The 16,829-nt window shown below is 61.4% G+C and carries 15 protein-coding genes; 7 read left to right on the top strand and 8 right to left on the bottom strand.

What is annotated here, in order from left to right; genetic code table 11:
* Positions 1 to 149 precede the first annotated feature (149 nt).
* Positions 150 to 587, top strand: coding sequence for a JAB domain-containing protein (locus tag BM133_RS21955; RefSeq protein ID WP_177224908.1), 438 nt, complete (start codon positions 150 to 152; stop codon positions 585 to 587).
* A 61-nt stretch (positions 588 to 648) separates the two neighbouring features.
* On the opposite strand, the gene BM133_RS21950 is transcribed toward BM133_RS21955, so the two are convergent.
* The 7 genes from BM133_RS21950 to BM133_RS21925 form a co-directional block, all read right to left on the bottom strand.
* Entirely contained in the window at positions 649 to 3,762 is a 3,114-nt protein-coding gene (locus BM133_RS21950) for an AAA family ATPase (protein WP_093439336.1), read from the bottom strand.
* Positions 3,759 to 5,609 carry a hypothetical protein gene (locus BM133_RS34720; RefSeq protein WP_143100178.1) on the bottom strand — a complete coding sequence of 617 codons (1,851 nt, stop codon included), beginning with the start codon at positions 5,607 to 5,609 and terminating at the stop codon, positions 3,759 to 3,761. The genes BM133_RS21950 and BM133_RS34720 overlap by 4 nt, the downstream gene beginning before the upstream one ends.
* A 343-nt stretch (positions 5,610 to 5,952) precedes the next feature.
* A complete protein-coding gene (locus BM133_RS21945; protein WP_093438387.1) occupies positions 5,953 to 6,963 on the bottom strand; it encodes a Bug family tripartite tricarboxylate transporter substrate binding protein in 1,011 nt (336 codons plus the stop codon).
* Positions 6,964 to 7,050: 87 nt separating this feature from the next.
* Positions 7,051 to 8,040, bottom strand: coding sequence for a Bug family tripartite tricarboxylate transporter substrate binding protein (locus BM133_RS21940; RefSeq protein ID WP_093438384.1), 990 nt, complete (start codon positions 8,038 to 8,040; stop codon positions 7,051 to 7,053).
* Entirely contained in the window at positions 8,040 to 9,245 is a 1,206-nt protein-coding gene (pcaF, locus tag BM133_RS21935) for a 3-oxoadipyl-CoA thiolase (protein WP_093438382.1), read from the bottom strand. Before pcaF ends, BM133_RS21940 begins: the two co-directional genes overlap by 1 nt.
* 38 nt (positions 9,246 to 9,283) lie before the next feature.
* The gene (locus BM133_RS21930) at positions 9,284 to 9,940 is read right to left on the bottom strand and encodes a 3-oxoacid CoA-transferase subunit B (protein WP_093438379.1); all 657 of its coding nucleotides are present in this window, start codon (positions 9,938 to 9,940) and stop codon (positions 9,284 to 9,286) included.
* Positions 9,941 to 9,942: 2 nt separating this feature from the next.
* Positions 9,943 to 10,644 (bottom strand): 3-oxoacid CoA-transferase subunit A, encoded by a 702-nt coding sequence (locus BM133_RS21925; RefSeq protein WP_093438377.1) that lies wholly within the window; start codon positions 10,642 to 10,644, stop codon positions 9,943 to 9,945.
* A 119-nt stretch (positions 10,645 to 10,763) separates the two neighbouring features.
* On the opposite strand from BM133_RS21925, the gene BM133_RS21920 reads away from it, so the two are divergent.
* The gene (locus BM133_RS21920; RefSeq protein WP_093438374.1) at positions 10,764 to 11,549 is read left to right on the top strand and encodes an IclR family transcriptional regulator domain-containing protein; all 786 of its coding nucleotides are present in this window, start codon (positions 10,764 to 10,766) and stop codon (positions 11,547 to 11,549) included.
* A 9-nt stretch (positions 11,550 to 11,558) separates the two neighbouring features.
* Here BM133_RS21920 and BM133_RS21915 read toward each other — a convergent pair whose 3' ends face one another.
* Positions 11,559 to 12,533: a LysR family transcriptional regulator gene (locus tag BM133_RS21915; RefSeq protein WP_256219310.1), complete on the bottom strand. Its 975-nt coding sequence runs from the start codon at positions 12,531 to 12,533 to the stop codon at positions 11,559 to 11,561.
* A gap of 74 nt (positions 12,534 to 12,607) precedes the next feature.
* On the opposite strand from BM133_RS21915, the gene BM133_RS21910 reads away from it, so the two are divergent.
* The 5 genes from BM133_RS21910 to BM133_RS21890 are packed head-to-tail and all read left to right on the top strand — an operon-like array spanning position 12,608 to position 16,824.
* The gene (locus BM133_RS21910) at positions 12,608 to 13,189 is read left to right on the top strand and encodes a hypothetical protein (RefSeq protein WP_093438369.1); all 582 of its coding nucleotides are present in this window, start codon (positions 12,608 to 12,610) and stop codon (positions 13,187 to 13,189) included.
* Positions 13,190 to 13,191: 2 nt separating this feature from the next.
* Positions 13,192 to 14,793, top strand: a complete 1,602-nt coding sequence (locus BM133_RS21905) for an FAD-dependent monooxygenase (RefSeq protein ID WP_093438366.1) — start codon at positions 13,192 to 13,194, stop codon at positions 14,791 to 14,793.
* A 14-nt stretch (positions 14,794 to 14,807) separates the two neighbouring features.
* Positions 14,808 to 15,221 carry a VOC family protein gene (locus tag BM133_RS21900; RefSeq protein ID WP_143100177.1) on the top strand — a complete coding sequence of 138 codons (414 nt, stop codon included), beginning with the start codon at positions 14,808 to 14,810 and terminating at the stop codon, positions 15,219 to 15,221.
* Positions 15,218 to 16,009, top strand: coding sequence for an alpha/beta fold hydrolase (locus BM133_RS21895; protein WP_093438361.1), 792 nt, complete (start codon positions 15,218 to 15,220; stop codon positions 16,007 to 16,009). Before BM133_RS21900 ends, BM133_RS21895 begins: the two co-directional genes overlap by 4 nt.
* Complete coding sequence (locus BM133_RS21890) at positions 16,006 to 16,824, top strand: ABC transporter ATP-binding protein (protein WP_093438359.1); 819 nt, start codon at positions 16,006 to 16,008, stop codon at positions 16,822 to 16,824. The genes BM133_RS21895 and BM133_RS21890 overlap by 4 nt, the downstream gene beginning before the upstream one ends.
* Positions 16,825 to 16,829: the final 5 nt, after the last annotated feature.

Genomic DNA, 16,829 nt, shown 5'->3' with positions numbered 1-16,829 from the left:
AACGCTCAACTGTGTCGAGAAAAATCCGGGAACCGCGCGGGTGCCGCTCGCCCGCTCGGACCAGCGTCCGATGCGCTTGGTTTTGGGTGGTGTGCATCACAATCTCGCGCACTATCAAACGCGGACACCGCACGACGGAGGAAATGACGATGGCTTATCTGAAAGAACTCAAGGTCACGTTCACGAGGAAGCGCGTGGACGACGACCTGCTGAACAAACCCGTCGAGAGCCCCGGGCAGGTGTTCGCGTTGTTCAAGGACATGCAGGACGAGACCAAGGAGAAGGTCGTCGTGCTGCATTTGAATCCGCAACTGGAGATTCTTTCTTATGAGGTGGCGGCTATTGGGTCGGCCACTGCGACGCTGATGGAGCCGGTGGAGCTGTATCGCAACGCAATGCTCGCGCGAGCCAGCTCGCTAATCGTTGTACACAACCACCCCTCGGGGAACAGCAAACCCTCTCCCGCCGACATCAGCATCGCCGCGCGACTCCACGAACTCGGGACAATTCATGCAATGCCTCTACAGGACTTCATCATCATTGGCGACGAGCAGTACTGCAGCTTCCGCGAGGCCGGATATCTCTGACGCTCTTTCCGCCGAAAAATCGAAATACATTATTCACTTCTTTTTCGCTGCCGCCCAGCGATCATGCACGGCTCAATTCAAGGGTATGAAGCTCGTCGCCCAAAAAACCAAATTTATGTGCGAACAGACCCGCAATTTTTTCGTCTGCGGTAGCGAAAAACACCTGTCGGTTTGAGTGAATTACGAGATTGCGCAGGTAATCCAAAAATGAAAGTGCATTGAAATCATCTATATGAGATATTGGATCATCTAAAAGCAGCACTTTGGGTCCATTTTTTAACTGCGCGTTCATCGCAAGAAAAATGGAAAGTGCGTATGCCGCACGCTGCCCAGTACTAACCTTTGCCAGAGAAATTGGGCCGCCGTTATCGCGTCGTGCAAGAGGTTCTTTGGGGTCAGGTGCTATCCTGTATTCCATCGGAGAGTGTATTCGACCAAATATTTTATCCGCAACGGAATGTGTTGCGATAATCATGTCTCGAGTTGCGGTGTCTAGCGAATGATTTTCCAAAACTTCGCGCAACGCCTCTATCGCATTCACCAATCGCAGTGAAATTGTCGACTTTTCACTTAACGATGCTTTTAGTTGAGATATCGCGCTGCGAAGAGTCAAAAGCTTGGCGCCAGATAACAATTCAACTTCCAGAAGAGAGAGTACCGACTCAACACTCAAAATTGCGGCTTCCAACGATATATGTAAGTCTCGAATATCTGTCAGATCGCTAATTTCAAGGGAATTCTTGGCCAGAACGCACCCCTCCAGAGCGGCTAAAATTGCACGCTCTCGAGATGAGCCAATTTCAATAGCGTCGCTTATCGAAATATTATTCAACCCCATCTGAAAGAGCACCTCATTCATTTCATCTTCTGTATCAGCGATGCTTGAGTTCAGGGCATTTAATACCTCCCCCGAATTTTGCAAAAGCTCGCGAATTCTCACCAATTCAGCCGCAAGATCAAGAGAAAATGCCTCTTTCAAGTAGTTTTCGTCTCTTTCGATTGAGCAAAGCCTTATGAGTTTTTCAAGCGTAAGTCCGTTTTTTTCATAACTCGATATTCTCGATTTCAATTCACTTTGAAGCCTTGTAAAATCTTGGTGTTGTGCTTTATAAGAAGAAGCAAGCCGTATCGCTTCAACAACCAGCGTTTTATCGCTCCGAATCTGTAATGCCTCAAGAAAAGCTCCCAGCCGATCGACTTGCACTTCAAGCGCATTAAAATTTTCGCACTCATTTTTCAGCGTACTTAGCTGACGTTGCAATTCAAGTCCTTGTGATTCTGAGTGACTGGCGGCAAGGCTTTCAATGCGCGAAAGTAGCTCTCCAGCTTTGAATTGCGAGCCGCAAACAGGGCAAACATCAGCAGAGTGAGTATGCTCCACTGTTGCTAGCGCCAAATTCCGAAGTTGCGTCAGCAAATCCGCTAGCATCGTCTGCCGGGCGGATACTTCGGATAAGCGGCGAGCGGTTTCGGTCGTCGAAATTCGAGCTTGAGTTAGGCGTAAAACAATCTTTTCCTTCGCAACAGAAATAGTGAGCTCGTGAAATCCGGCTAAATTTTCAAGAGAGTAGCTCTCCGGCAGCGAGGATATTGGTTTTAGCATTACCCCCAGTCCTCTCTCTACACTCTCGAGTTCGATTGTTTGCTTGACTAAATCCTCAGCGGCCTCTGCGGATATTTCCCTAATCTCCTGCTCTGCTGCCTGCAGTTCGAGCCAGCGTGACACGGAAATTCGGCGACTACGCTCTGTTGCTTCGATATCCCAATTCAGCGCCCGCACTTTTTCCAGTCCCTGGAGCAGCGTCTTGGCATTTTGCTCAAGCAGCGGCATTGTAATAGGTTCATCCAACCAATCCAGTTGGCGAACAACCCCCAATAGCGAAGTCAACTCTGCTAAATGATCGGCAAGCGCACGATCAACATCTTCTTTTTTATCGATCGAGGTTCGCCAGCCGAGCCGTTTTAAGTCTCTTGTTAAAATTGCAAAGGCAGCTCCCGACTGCGTCGGCGTCAGCTCCAGAGTTTCAAGCTCCAGTTCCTTTGCTTTTTTTTCAGCAACCTGCGCAGCACGCTCCGCATCAGTCAATCTCTTACTATCCATCAAGGATTTGCACACCGATTCTATTCTCCGCCACAGCAGCGTAGCCTCGTGTCCGCTAAGAAGTTCGGCCAAGCTATTTGTGTTGCTCTGAACGCCTCCTTCATCGGTATCTGGCAAAATCGATAATTCGGCCGCGGCGTCGGTGTTCAAGAAGTTGAAGCGAGCAAATTGGTTTGGTAAATTATTCCGCCGACTCGCATCATCGCCGCCATACCAAAGCCGTTGCCTAGTTTTAAAATCCGTCAGCACTTGGCTTGATGCCGTGGCAATTTCGCTGCCTGACGCAAGGGTGGCATTCACTTTTAAATACTGATCACCGCTAGAGCGTCGATTTGCACCGCAAAACAAAAACTCAATACCCTCAAGAAGTGATGTTTTGCCTACCCCATTAGCGCCAAAAATAAGATTGGCCCGACCCAGTCGAATTGGCTCCGTTTTTTTCGGAAATGTGCGAAATTTTGAGAGGTCAATATTTTTCAAGTGCGATGAGACAAGGAGGCTGCTCTTGTCCATTCCAGACACTTTGGTGCTTCGATTGCTACGCTTAGGTGCCGACGAGCAGATTATTCGGACGGTGTCAGCAATAGTTCGATCCGTATCAAGGACGATTTGCAAGCCGGCATTACTCAGTTTGTTCGCCCAAACTTGAATGACATCTCCATTTGCCACTATATTGGGAGATGAAGCAACAGAATCAAGCTGCTCTAGTGTTTGGTCAAAGTCCGCTTCACAGATCACGTACTTACGAGCGTAAGCTCTATCCGCTTCAATTCTTATTTTTGCATTGACTAGCGCCTGGCTATTTTCTAAATTATTCTCAAGAACAAAATAAAGATAATTATTCCAACGAAGATCGGCTGAGGCTTTTTCATCGAAATAGGCATGTCCCAGCACGTCGTCCAGATATAAAGATAGCCGAGCCTCTGTATCTGGAAGCTTTCCGTTTAAATCAAAAATATAGGCTGCAACATCTTTTCCCTTAGATCTACGAATGCTACGAAAGACCCCTTCAGCCAATTCATCAACATTCGAAAATTTACTCTCAAGTTGCCCGCGGACGCGTACTAAGTTCATAATTTTCTTTCAACGTCGGGGATGGAACGTCGCGGCGCTGGAATGGCAATATCCACCGGAGATATGCCTGCTGGCGAAGTGAAAGAGGAGAATTTCGGACTACGGTATGCCACTATATCGGACCCATCGTGACAAACAATGCAGAGCCGTTCTGCCTTTGAGTAGTGACGCTTTCGATACTCTCGAAACTCATCTTTATTTAATACCCTGTCTGGCTCGGGCACCGTCCCAATCAATGTCTGCCGAACACGCTGATCTAGCCGTTCAAGGATGGCAGGGTCACCGACTTGACCCGCATAAATTAGCGTTGCTAGCATGCCATTAGTCGCTACAACATTACGATTTGGGTAATCTTGAGACCACCTCAACCGAAATCCATTTCGCAAAAATTCAACCTCCCCAGGCCATGGATGATTTGCCTGACGTAGCGCGGCCAAGGCGCGAGCGGCTCCAATTCGATTGGAGCGAAAGGAGGCCCCTTCCGGGTCTTGGGTAACGGTTACCCGCCGAACAATTTCCTCTTGACACAGCTGCATCGAGTCGACTCTTTCGGCGTCATACCAATTACTCTTTGGACCGAACTCACCAGCAGAGATAGCTAATACTCGTTCTACAGCAACCGGTCCTGCTTGATATATTTGTTCGAGGTCGTCGAGCGCAACCCCAGCTGCGACACGTGCCAGCAAAGCTTCAAACCCATCAACTGGTTTTTCCGAGGCACTCGAACTAATCCATTGAGCCTTTTCTGACGACCAATGAAAAGTTTCAAGCACCCTCGGTCCTGTAAGATGTGATTTTGGTTTCACCACGCCATGATGAAAAACCTTTGTAGCCTCTACCAGAAATACCCGTGGCTCGTAGTGGAATTGCAGTGCGTGCGCTTTTATTGATTCATGCCGAGTGTAATACAGGCCATTCCGATGGTTTTCCGTAATTTTTGAATCGGATAAATCTAATTCTTTAGGAGCAAGATACCATGCTGAGCCGCCGATATTTTTCCATTCACTCTCGACCGAGCCGTCCGAATTAATGACATTGATGTTTTGAGCCCAATTCAAACACAGCAATTCAGTGCGCCCACCAAATTCAAACAAACTACGCCGATAGGGCTTATATACGGGATGCCGAGGATTATTATTCAACTGCGGATGGATAAGCAGAAGGCCGTCATAGTAGGTTTTAATTTGCTGAGACGTCAACTCAAAGACGTCGGAGCAAATAAGCGTCATCAGCCGCAGCTCACCGGGTGTCCTACCGAATATGTAGACCTGACTTCCCGGTAGCATTCCCCGGGCTTCTATGTTGTGCGAGTCTCCCGAAGTCGCTGTTTTGTATTGAACGAGCAGTACTAGGTGGTTTACTCCATCCTTGTCATTCGTTCGAAACACGTATACCAACGGGTTTCGATAACGTTGCGTAGTTATCGGGGAAATCGACACTCCCTCGTCAATGAAAATTGCTTTATTCCCTAGGCGTTCGCGGTAAGTAGCCAAGGCATTCAATGGAAGACTTTCGCATCCAAGAGCCCATAATTTCCCCACCTGCGGTCCGCCTCCGTTTTCTATTATCCCGATGAGTACCTCCCAAGGAACGCTGTATTCCGGACAAACAACTAAGTCCGGACGCGCCTCCATAGCTGACTCGATAGATAAAAACCCTCCGATGCTTGCCGCCGCCAAATCTACATCCGCATGACCAATTGCTCTTTCAGATATTGCTATCCGCCCTTCCGGCTGCAGAAGCAAGACCGTGTAGAGCGTATCGTCGGCCTTCAACACATTGAGGTCGGGATGCGAGAGCACTGATGGATGGTGCGCCAGAGCTTCCTCGACGGGGACGATATTCAACGAATCCTCCTAGCGGTTTATCTGCTATTGACGCCGTATTTGAGCACGGCGAGGCCTATTCGCAAAACTTCTCGAACATTTGGTCGGAGTAAATTCATATGAATGGGGCGCGTGTTGAGGTACTTCCAATAGAACACCTATTTCCCAGTTGCGTCTATTTATACCCTTTTTATGGGATGCTTTTTTCCGTCCAATAGCCTAGGGACTTTATATCGGAACCGTTTATCGATACGAAACCCCGTCTTGTGCCGCGCTTATTGCAAGCGGACACCGCAAAACAAAAAGGCCCCAGCACTTCAACTGGGGCCTATGGCGATTTGTGCGGGTTGCCCACGCAGCCTGATCAGTCCAGCGAAACATTCGCCTTCTTGATCACATCCCCAAACCGCTGCGTCTCACTCGCCACGAACTGATCAAACTGCGGCCGAGTCGTCGGAAACGGCTCATACCCGAAGCTCTTGAACTTCTCCAGCACATCGGGTTCCGCCAGCCCCTTCTCGATATCGCGCTTGATCTTCTCGGTCACCGAGGCGGGCAGGCCCTTGGGCACGGCAATCGCGTTCCAGCCGATCACCTCGAAGCCCTTGGGGCCGCCCGATTCGGCAACGGTCGGCACGTCGGGGAAGGCCGCGTTGCGCTGGGGCGCGGCCACGGCCAGGAAGCGCAGCTTGTTCGCGCGCTGCAGCGGGCCGGCGGTGGCGCTGCTGCCCAATGCAAAGGCCAGCTCGCCGGTCGCGACGGACGTGTAGAGCTGCGTGGTTTCCTTGTAGATGATGTGTTCCATCTGCGTGCCGGTGGCCGACTCGAACAGCTCCGAGCCCAGGTGCACCGGGTTGCCGACCGACCACGAGCCGTAGTCCAGCTTGCCGGGGTTGGCCTTGGCGTCGGCGATGAGGTCGCCCACGGTCTTGTACTTGCTGTTGGTGGCGACGGTGAAGAAGAAGTAGGTCTTGAAGAGCGGCAGCAGCGTGTCGAAATCCTTCGCGCTGTCGTAGGGCAGCTTCTTGAAGAGCGCCGGGTACGCGGCCAGGTGCACGTTGTCCAGAACGATGATGTCGTGGCCGTCCTTGGCGCCGCGCTTGAAGGCGTCGATGGCGATGAAGCCGTTGCCGCCCGGGCGGTTTTCCACCACCACCGGCTGGCCCCAGGCGCGCGAGAGCTTGTCGGCCACCAGGCGAGCGACGCCGTCCGGGCCGCCGCCGACCGGGAACGGCGTGATGATGCGCACGGGCTTGGTCGGGAAGGCGGCCTGCGCGGATGCAGTGACAGGTGCCAGCGCGGCGGTGGCCAGTGCAAGTGCCGTGGCGGCTGCGGCAAGACCGATGCTGCGACGCGTTGCGTTTGTGTTCTTCATCCTCTGATCCTCTTCTTTCGGTTCTCTTGGTTTTGAAACTTTGTCCGGCTGTCTGTCCATCCGGACCACCCTGCGGGCTCTGGGCGACTACTGCGCCGTCGCGCCCGAGCTCTTGACGATCGCCGCCCACATCGCGCTCTCCCGCGAGATGAGCGCCGCGTATTCGGCGGGCCCGCCGAGCAAAGGCACGGCGCCTTCCACGTCCAGGCGCGACTGGAATTCTTTCTCCCCCGCCACCTTCAGCATCTGCGCGGCCAGCTCTTTCACGAACGCATCGGGCGTGCCGCGCGGCGCGAGGATGCCGTAGGTGAGCGTGCTCTCGAAGCCCGCGAGTTCGCGCAGGCTGGCCGCAGCTTCGGCCACGGTGGGCACGTCGGGCAACGAAGGCAGGCGCTTGTCGCCGGTGACGGCAATGGCGCGCAGCCGCCCGCTTTTCACGAGCGCGAGCGCGGGCGGGATGACGCTGAACATCATCTGCACCTGCCCGCCCGCCAGATCGGTGAGCGCGGGGTTGGTGCCCTTGTAGGGAATGTGATTGAGCCTGGTGCCGGTGCGCTGCGCGAAGAGCTCGCCGGAGAGATGCCCGCCGGTGCCGCTGCCGCTGGATGCGTAGTCGAGCATGCCGGGCCGCGCCTTCGCCTCGGCCACGAGGTCGGCCACGCTGCGCACCTTCGATGCGGCGGGCACCACGAGCACGAGCGCCGACGAAGCGAACATCGCGACGGGCACGAGGTCCTTGCGCGCATCGAACTTCAGGCCCTTGTAGAGCGCGGGGTTGATCGACACGGTGCCCGTGTGCCCGAGCAAGAGCGTGCTGCCGTCGGGCGTGCTGCGCGCCACCTGCTCGGCGCCGAGGTTGCCGCCCGCGCCGGGCTTGTTGTCGACGATGACGCCGGACTTGCGCAACTCGCCCAGGCCCTTGGCCATCTGCCGCGCGAACACGTCGTTGCCGCCGCCGGCCGCGAAGGGCACGACGATGCGGAGGGGCTTGGCATCTGCCTGCGCATAAGCAGGCAAGCCCGCTGCCGCGAGCAGGCCGAGCAGCAGCTCGCGTCGCGCGAGGCCGACCATCACCATCAGACGCGTTCCAGGATCACGGCAATGCCCTGCCCCACGCCGATGCACATCGTGCACAACGCGTAGCGGCCGCCGCCCTTGTGCAGCTGGTTCACCGCGGTGGTGGCCAGGCGCGCGCCGCTGGCGCCGAGCGGGTGGCCGAGCGCGATGGCGCCGCCGTTGATGTTCACGCGCGCGTCGTCGTCCTTCAGGCCCAGGAGGCGCAGCACGGCGAGGCCTTGCGCGGCGAAGGCTTCGTTCAGTTCGATGACGTCCATCTGGTCGATGGTGAGGCCGGTGAGCGCCAGCACCTTCTGCGTGGCGGGCGCCGGGCCGATGCCCATCACGCGCGGCGCGACGCCGGCGGTGGCCATGCCGACCACGCGGGCGCGGGGCGTCAAGCCATGCTTGGCGGCGCTGGCTTCGTCGGCCAGCAGCAGCGCGCAGGCGCCGTCGTTCACGCCGCTGGCATTGCCCGCGGTCACGGTGCCGTCGGGGCGCACGATGGGCTTGAGCTTGGCCAGCGCCTCCAGCGTGGTGTCACGCGGATGCTCGTCCTTGTTGACGATGATCGCGTCGCCCTTTTTCTGGGGCACGGTGACGGGCACGATCTCCGCATCGAAGAAGCCGGACTTCTGCGAGGCCACGGCGCGCAGCTGCGAGTTGAGCGCCATCAGGTCTTGCGCCTCGCGCTCGATCTTGTAGTCGGTGGCCACGTTCTCGGCGGTCTCGGGCATCGAGTCGACGCCGTACTGCGCCTTCATGAGCTTGTTGACGAAGCGCCAGCCGATGGTGGTGTCGTACACCGCGTTGTTGCGGCTGAAGGCGCTCTCGGCCTTGGGCATGACGAAGGGCGCGCGGCTCATGCTCTCGACGCCGCCGGCGATCATGAGGCCGGCTTCACCGGCGCGGATGGCGCGCGCCGCGGTGCCCACTGCATCGAGGCCCGAGCCGCACAGGCGGTTGATGGTGCCGCCGCCGATCTCCAGCGGCAGGCCCGCGAGCAGCGCCGACATGCGCGCGACGTTGCGGTTGTCTTCGCCGGCCTGGTTGGCGCAGCCGTAGAGCACGTCGCTCACGGCCTGCCAATCGACGCTCTTGTTGCGTTCCATCAGCGCGCGCAGGGGCACTGCGCCCAGGTCGTCGGTGCGCACGCTGCTGAGCGAGCCGCCGTAGCGGCCGAAGGGGGTGCGAACGGCGTCGCAGATGAAGGCGTGGTTGGTCATGTCTGTTGTCTCTGAATGAATGGAAGGGGTCAGGCGGCCTAGTTCGAGATGGGCAGGCCGACGAGCTTCTCTAGCTCTTCGCGCGTGAGGCCCTCGACGAGGTCCACGAGCTTCAGGCCCTCGGGCGTGCATTCGAGCGTGGCGAGGTCGGAGTACACGCGCTTCACGCAGCCGATGCCGGTGAGCGGATAGGTGCATGCCTGCACCAGCTTGCTCGTGCCCTGCTTGGTGAGCAGGTCCATCATCACCCACGTCTGCTTGGCGCCGATGGCCAGGTCCATCGCGCCGCCTACTGCGGGAATGGCGTCTTTCTCGCCGGTGTGCCAGTTGGCCAGGTCACCCGTGGCCGACACCTGGAACGCGCCGAGCACGCAGATGTCGAGGTGCCCGCCGCGCATCATCGCGAAGCTGTCGGCGTGGTGAAAGAACGAGCCGCCCGGCAGCAGCGTGACGGGCTGCTTGCCGGCGTTGATGAGGTCGTAGTCTTCTTCGCCGGCCTCGGGCGCGGGGCCCATGCCGAGGATGCCGTTCTCGCTCTGCAGGATGACCTCGCGGCCCTCCGGCAAATGGTTGGCCACGAGCGTGGGCTGGCCGATGCCCAGGTTGACGACGGCGCCGTCGAAGATGTCCTGCGCGACGCGGGCGGCCAGTTGGTCCTTGGTGCGGCGTGTGTAGGTGGTGGTCGGGGTGGTCATGGTCATGCTGCCTTCTTGAAGCCGCCCGCCTGGGTGGCGACGCGTTCGATGCGCACCACCTGGTGCACGAAGATGCCCGGGGTCACGACGGTCTCGGGGTCCAGGGTGCCGAGCTCGGCGATGTCGTGCACGGTGGCCACCGTCTTCTTCGAGGCCATGGCCATCACCGGGCCGAAGTTGCGCGCGGCCTTGCGATACACCAGGTTGCCCCAGCGGTCGCCGCGCTCGGCCTTGATGAGCGCCACGTCGCCGTGGATGGGGTACTCCAGCACGTACTGCTTGCCGTCGATCTCGCGCGTCTCGCGGTTGCCCGCGAGCTGCGTGCCGTAGCCGGTCGGGCAGAAGAAGGCGCCGATGCCGGCGCCCGCGGCGCGGATGCGCTCGGCCAGATTGCCCTGGGGCACGAGTTCGAGTTCGAGCTTGCCGCTGCGATAGAGCCCGTCGAACACCTGGCTGTCGGCCTGGCGCGGGAAGCTGCAGATGATCTTGCGCACGCGGCCGGCTTTCAGCAGCGCGGCCAGGCCGGTGTCGCCGTTGCCGGCGTTGTTGTTGACCACGGTGAGGTCCTTGGCGCCCTGCTCGACGAGGCCGTCGATGAGTTCGCCGGGAATGCCGGCGGTGCCGAAACCGCCGATGAGAACCGTGGCGCCGTCGGGGATGCCCGCGAGGGCATCGGCGACCGAGCGCGCGATCTTGTTGATCATGAAGCTTGTCTCCGGGTGGATCGAAAGAGGGATCGAAAACGGGATAGGAAGAGGCGACTCAAAATGTTCGTATACAGAACATTTGTTCGTATAATGAATTCTAGAGAGAATCGCCCCCCATGACAACCATCACGAAACCACCTGAAACACCCGCCCCCGGCGACAGCTATGTGCAGTCGTTCGCACGCGGCCTGCAGGTGATCCGCTCGTTCAGCGAGAGCGCGCCGCGCCAGACGCTGAGCGAAGTCGCCGCAGGCAGCGGCCTCACGCGGGCGGGCGCGCGGCGCATCCTGCTCACGCTGCAGACGCTCGGCTATGTGGTGACCGACGGCAAGCTCTTCACGCTCACCCCGCGCATCCTGGACCTGGGGTTCGCGTACCTCTCGTCGATGCCGATCTGGAACCGCGCCGAGCCGGTGATGGAGGCGCTGGTGCAAGAGGTGCAGGAGTCGTGCTCGGCCGCGGTGCTGGATGCGACCGACATCGTCTATGTGCTGCGCGTGCCGACCAAGAAGATCATGCACATCAGCCTGGGCGTGGGCTCGCGCCTGCCGGCTTATTGCACCTCGCTCGGCCGACTGCTGCTGGCCGACCTGGAAGACGACGAGGTGCGCGCCCGGCTCGAAGCCTCGGACATCGCGCCGCTCACCAAGCACACGGTGACCGACATCGATGCGCTCATGGCCAAGGTGGCGCAGGCACGCAGGCAGCAGTGGTGCCTGGTGAACCAGGAGCTCGAAGAGGGCCTCATCTCGGTGGCCGCGCCCATCGTCAGCAAGCAGGGCCGCATGGTGGCCGCGCTCAACATCAGCGGGCAGGCGAACCGAACGAGCGCGAAGGTGATGCAGGAGACGATGCTGCCCGCGCTGATCGATGCGGCCAGGCAGGTGTCGCGCCTGCTCTGAGCTTTCGCTTCAGCGGCGCGTGGCGCGCTGCATCTCGCGCGCGGTCTTGCCCACTGCGGCCCGCAGCGACTGCACCATCGGGTGCCCCTCCAGCTCCTTGGAGGTGAAGAAGCTCACCGGCGGCAGGCTCCAGCTCAGGCGATAGGGCAGCGCGGCCCAGTGCCCCGCGCGCTCCATGTCGGCCACCACGTCGCGCGCCAGGATCGTGATCGCATTCGGCTCGGTGCGCAGCACCATCTCCATGCTGCGGATCGAGGTGCTCTCCAGCATCGGCACCGGCGGCTGCACGCCGGCGCCCACGAAGATGGCGTTGTAGGTGCGGCGCATGGGCGTGTTGGGCGGCGGCAGTATCCAGTCGAGCTGCGCGAGGCGCGCCCAGTCCAGCGGGCCGCGCGAGAGCCGCTTGACGCTCTTGGCGGCCACCACGAGGCAGGGCTCCTGCTGGTAGATCGCCTCCTGCACGAGGCCCGTTGCGTCGCCGTCGTACGAGCGGCCGATGGCGCAATCCAGCTCGCGCGCGACGAGGCTCGCGACCAGTTCGTCGGTCGTGCCCTCGCGCGTCATCACCGCCATGCGCGGCGTGCGGTCCAGGAGGTGCGTGAGCGCGGCGGAGAGCAGCTGCTGCGGCACCTGCTGCGTAAGGCCCAGCCGCAAGCGCCCGCTGCGCCCCGCCTCCAGCGAGGTGAGCACGCGCGCAGTCGCCTCCAGCTCCGCGAGCCAGCGCTGCGCGTAGTGCAGCACCGCCTCGCCCGACGGCGTGGGCACGAGGCCGCGGCTGGTGCGCTCGAAGAGCCGGCTGCCGAAGATGTCTTCGGCCTCGCGCAGCGCCTTGGTGATGGCGGGCTGGCTCACCCGCATTTCGGCGGCCACGCGGCCGAGCGTGCGGTGGCGGTCGATGGCCTGCAGGAGCGACAGTTGCTTGAGCTTCAAGCGGGAGAGCAGCGCGTGCTGCAGGTCGGCGGCGGGGTCGCGGGCGGTCGGCAAGGTCATAACTCCCAGGTTATCGAGTCATCAGAATTTAATGCACTTCGGGCAATTGCGAAGCCTAGACTTTCTTCATGCCCATCGCCACCGCATCGAAGTCCATGGCCTTCACCAACGAGTTGCTGAATGAGTTTCTGGACGCGCTCGCCGAAGCCTCCGACGCCGGCACGGCGCTGCGCGAAGTGGACCGCATGCGGCGCCTCGTCGCAGGCGACGGCATCTTCAGCATCCAGCAGAACGTGACGACCGCGCACGACCCGGCCGGCGAGATCCGGCTGCGGCGCTTCTATTCGTCCGAGGCCGAACGCCATCCGGTGGGCGGCGGCAAGCGCAAGACGCTCACGCCGTGGACCGAGTGCCTCTTCCTGCAGGGCCGCGTGTTCATCGGCGAGGGCGCGCAAACGCTGGCGCAGCATTTCGACGACTTCGAACAGATGCACGCGCATGGATTGCAGCGCGTGATCAACGTGCCGCTGCTGCGCGGCGACGTCTGCTACGCCACGTTCAATGTGTTCGGTACGCAGCCCGAGTGGCAGCCGCACGAGGTGCTGAGCATCCGCCTGCTGGCACTGGCCGCCGCGCGCTGGGTGCCGGCGGCGCCGGGGCTCGCGTACCGCTTCACCGATATGTCCTTCACTTCGCCGATGGAGAGCTGACCATGACCGCAAAGATTCCTGTCGTGATCGTCGGAGGCGGCCCCGTGGGGCTGTCGATGGCCATCCTTTTGCAGCGCTTCGGCATCGAGTTCGTGCTGCTCGAACGCAGCCCGACGACCACCGACCATCCCAAGGCGCGCGGCACCTACACGCGCACGATGGAGATCTTCCGGCAGTGGGGCATCGACGAACTGATGAAGCGGCACGCGCTGCCCGATGGCTCGGATTTCTTCGCGTTCTGCGAATCGATGACCGGCCACGAGTGGGGCCGCACCAACCCCGAGCCCAACGTCGGCCACTCGCCGTGCTGGAAGATCATCCAGTCGCAGGACACGGTCGAGGTCGAGCTGCTGGACCATGCGCGCAAGAGCCAGGTCGGCCGGTTCCTCTTCGGCCACGAGTTCGTGCAGTACGAGGAAGGCGCGGACGGCATCGCGGTGAGCGCCCGCAAGGTGGACACGGGCGAGACGCTCGATTGGCAAGCCCAGTACCTGATCGCCGCGGACGGCGCCACCAGCGCGGTGCGCCGGCAGGCCGGCATCGAGATGCGCGGGCCGGCCACGATCGCGGTGATGGCCAACGAGTTCTGGCAGGCCGACCTCTCGCATGTGCGCGATGCGAAGACCTGCGCGGGCTGGCGCGTCTTTGCGAAGGAATCGCCCTACCCGATCACCACCGTGCTCAACACGAACGGCAAGGACCGGTGGCTCAACCTCCTGCCCGTGGGGCGCGAGGTGGACGAGCGCATCGGCGAGCGCAACGACGAAGAAGTGGTGCAGCTCGCACGCACCGTCTCGGGCGTTGCGAACCTGGACGTGAAGGTCATCAACCGCTCGGTGTGGCGCATGAGCCGGCAGGTGGCCGCGAACTTCCGCCGGGGCCGCGTGCTGCTGGTGGGCGACTCGGCGCACCGCTTTCCGCCCAACGGCGGCTACGGCATGAACTCGGGCATCCAGGACGCGCACAACCTCGCGTGGAAGCTGGCCTTCGTGCTCACCGGCCGCGCCGGCCCGCGCCTCCTGGACAGCTACGAGCAGGAGCGGCGCCCCGTTGCCGAGTCGAACGCCGACTTCAGCCTGCACAACGCGACGCGCTTCACCCGCTGCGACGAGGCGCTGCGTTCGGGCAACAAGGACCGCATCGACTTCTGGATTCGCGACAGCGACAACCACATCCACAGCATCGGCCAGTCGCTGGGCTTTTGCTACGACGAGGGCGCGGTCGTGCCCGACGGCACCGGCAAGCATCTGCTGCGCGCACGCTGGTACGAACCCACCGACCGGCCGGGCGCGCGCTTTCCGCACCTGTGGCTGGACCTCGCGCGGCGCCGCACCACGCTCGACTGGTTCGATCGCGAGTTCGTGCTGGTCGCGGGGCCGAAGGCCGACGGATGGATGGAGGCGGCGCGTGCCGTGTCGGGCAAGAACGGCCGCACGGTGCAGGCGCACCAGCTCGACGATGCGCACGAGAAAGACGGCCTGCTGCTCGGCCCGCGCGGCGCGGTGCTGGTGCGGCCCGATGGGCACGTGGCCTTCCGCATGCCGTGGACGCCATCGGACCCGGCCGCCGAACTCTCGGCCGTGCTCGCGCGGCTGTTGGACTGATGTGGACTGATGCCATGCCCGTCACCGCACTGCACCACTACACGATCCGCTGCACGCCCGACGAACTGCCCGCGCTGGTCGATTTCTACACGCGCGTGATGCGGCTCGAAGCCGGTGCGCGGCCGGAGATTCCCGCGCCCGGCGCCTGGCTCTATGCGGAGGGGCAACCGATCGTTCATCTGTTCGCGCACCTCGCGACGCCCGATGTGCCGAGGCAGCCGGTCACGGGCCATGTCGACCACATCTCGTTCCGCTCGCGTGGATTGCACGAGATGCGCGCGCACCTCGATGCGCAGGGCGTGCCGTACCTCGAGGCGCCGATTCCCGGATGGGACATCCACCAGCTGTTCCTGAACGACCCGCGCGGGCTGAAGATCGAGATGACCTTCTGGCTCGATGAGGAAGCGCAAGAAGGAGGTGCGGCATGACCGACTTCGTGCAGGCCGGCGAGGTGCGCGTCGCCTTCGAGCGCGCAGGCCAGGGCCCGGCCCTCGTGCTGATGCACGGCGCGGAAGCCACGCGCGGCATGTTCGCGGCGCTGGTGCCGCATCTGTCGAAGCACTTCACCGTGATCTCCTACGACCAGCGCGATTGCGGCGACACCGAAGGCCCCGAGCGCGCGGCGACGCTCGCGGACCTGGCCGGCGACGCGCACCTGTTCATCAAGGCGATGGGGTTCAAGCGCGCGCATGTGTTCGGCTCGTCGTTCGGCGGGCGCGTCGCGCAGGCGCTGGCGCTGCTGCATCCGCGCGCGATCGATCACCTGGCGCTCGCCAGCACCTGGCCGCTGCCGCGGCCCTACGAGGAGCTGTGCCCCGAGGCGCGGCGCCTGGCCGAACTGCGCGAAGGGCTGCCGGGCACGGCCGAGGAACTGGCGACGTGGTTCTTTCCCGAGGCGTACCTGCAGCAGCGGCCCGAACTGCGGCGCGTGTTCGCGAACGCGAAGCCCTCATCGGCGCGTTCGCGGCGGCGCACGGCCACGGTGGCAACCGCGCTGGAGAACGGCGTGGCGGACATCGTCGCGCCGACGCTGGTGCTGGCCGGCGAACTCGACCGCGTGGTGCCGCCTGCTGTGACGCTCGCGATGGCCGGGCGCATCCACGGCGCCGATGCGGTGCTGCTGCCGGCCATCGGGCATGTGGCGGCCTTGCAGGCGCCGGAGGTGCTGGCGCATCACCTCATCCGCTTCCTCAAGCCCGAAGGAGCCAAGGCATGAACACCACGCTTCTGCAAGCCGTTCCGAAGGCGAAGGGCGAAGGCAGCGCCGACTACATCCGCATCGAAGGGCTCTCCAAGCACTTCGGCGCAGGCCGCGAAGGCGTGCTCGCGCTCAGCGGCATCGACTGCGCGATCCGCCAGGGCAGCTTCGTCACGATCGTCGGGCCGAGCGGCTGCGGCAAGAGCACGCTGCTGCGCATCCTGGCGGGCCTGCTGGACTACGAGGTCGGGCAGGTCGTGCTCGACGGCCAGCCGATCCACGGCACGCGGCGCGACATCGGCGTGGTGTTCCAGAGCTCGATCCTGCTGCCCTGGCGCACCATCATCGAGAACGTGATGCTGCCGGCCGAGGTGCTCGGGCTGGACATGAAAAAGGCGCGCGAACGCGCCATGCAGCTCTTGCACATGGTGCGGCTCGACGGCTTCGAAAACAAGCTGCCGCGCCAGCTGAGCGGCGGCATGCAGCAGCGCGCCTCGATCGCACGGGCGCTGCTGCACGACCCCAAGATCCTCTTGATGGACGAGCCCTTCGGCGCACTAGACGCGATGACGCGCGAGCGCATGAACCTGGAGCTGCAGCGCATCTGGATGGAAAGCGGCAAGACCGTGGTGCTGATCACGCACTCGATTCCCGAAGCGGTGTTCCTCGGCGACAAGGTGTTTGTGATGTCGCCGCGCCCCGGCACGCTGGAGCGCGTGCTGCCCATCGACCTGCCGCGGCCGCGCACGATGCAGGTGATGTCCGACCCGGTCTTCGCCTCGGCCACCGCGAGCATCCGCGAGCGCTTCTCGCATGCAGCCTCGTTCGATTGAGAGGA

It is taken from the genome of Variovorax sp. 770b2 (assembly GCF_900115685.1).
In the GTDB taxonomy this organism is placed as follows: domain Bacteria; phylum Pseudomonadota; class Gammaproteobacteria; order Burkholderiales; family Burkholderiaceae_C; genus Variovorax.
This window is presented reverse-complemented; position numbering and strand designations above follow the sequence as displayed.

What these genes read in the sequence shown, in the direction of transcription:
- BM133_RS21955 (WP_177224908.1), top strand. Translation starts at nt 150, where the DNA reads ATGGCTTATCTGAAAGAACTCAAGGTCACGTTCACGAGGAAGCGCGTG.
- BM133_RS21950 (WP_093439336.1), bottom strand. Translation starts at nt 3,762, where the DNA reads ATGAACTTAGTACGCGTCCGCGGGCAACTTGAGAGTAAATTTTCGAAT.
- BM133_RS21945 (WP_093438387.1), bottom strand. Translation starts at nt 6,963, where the DNA reads ATGAAGAACACAAACGCAACGCGTCGCAGCATCGGTCTTGCCGCAGCC.
- BM133_RS21940 (WP_093438384.1), bottom strand. Translation starts at nt 8,040, where the DNA reads ATGGTGATGGTCGGCCTCGCGCGACGCGAGCTGCTGCTCGGCCTGCTC.
- pcaF (WP_093438382.1), bottom strand. Translation starts at nt 9,245, where the DNA reads ATGACCAACCACGCCTTCATCTGCGACGCCGTTCGCACCCCCTTCGGC.
- BM133_RS21930 (WP_093438379.1), bottom strand. Translation starts at nt 9,940, where the DNA reads ATGACCACCCCGACCACCACCTACACACGCCGCACCAAGGACCAACTG.
- BM133_RS21925 (WP_093438377.1), bottom strand. Translation starts at nt 10,644, where the DNA reads ATGATCAACAAGATCGCGCGCTCGGTCGCCGATGCCCTCGCGGGCATC.
- BM133_RS21920 (WP_093438374.1), top strand. Translation starts at nt 10,764, where the DNA reads ATGACAACCATCACGAAACCACCTGAAACACCCGCCCCCGGCGACAGC.
- BM133_RS21910 (WP_093438369.1), top strand. Translation starts at nt 12,608, where the DNA reads ATGCCCATCGCCACCGCATCGAAGTCCATGGCCTTCACCAACGAGTTG.
- BM133_RS21905 (WP_093438366.1), top strand. Translation starts at nt 13,192, where the DNA reads ATGACCGCAAAGATTCCTGTCGTGATCGTCGGAGGCGGCCCCGTGGGG.
- BM133_RS21900 (WP_143100177.1), top strand. Translation starts at nt 14,808, where the DNA reads ATGCCCGTCACCGCACTGCACCACTACACGATCCGCTGCACGCCCGAC.
- BM133_RS21895 (WP_093438361.1), top strand. Translation starts at nt 15,218, where the DNA reads ATGACCGACTTCGTGCAGGCCGGCGAGGTGCGCGTCGCCTTCGAGCGC.
- BM133_RS21890 (WP_093438359.1), top strand. Translation starts at nt 16,006, where the DNA reads ATGAACACCACGCTTCTGCAAGCCGTTCCGAAGGCGAAGGGCGAAGGC.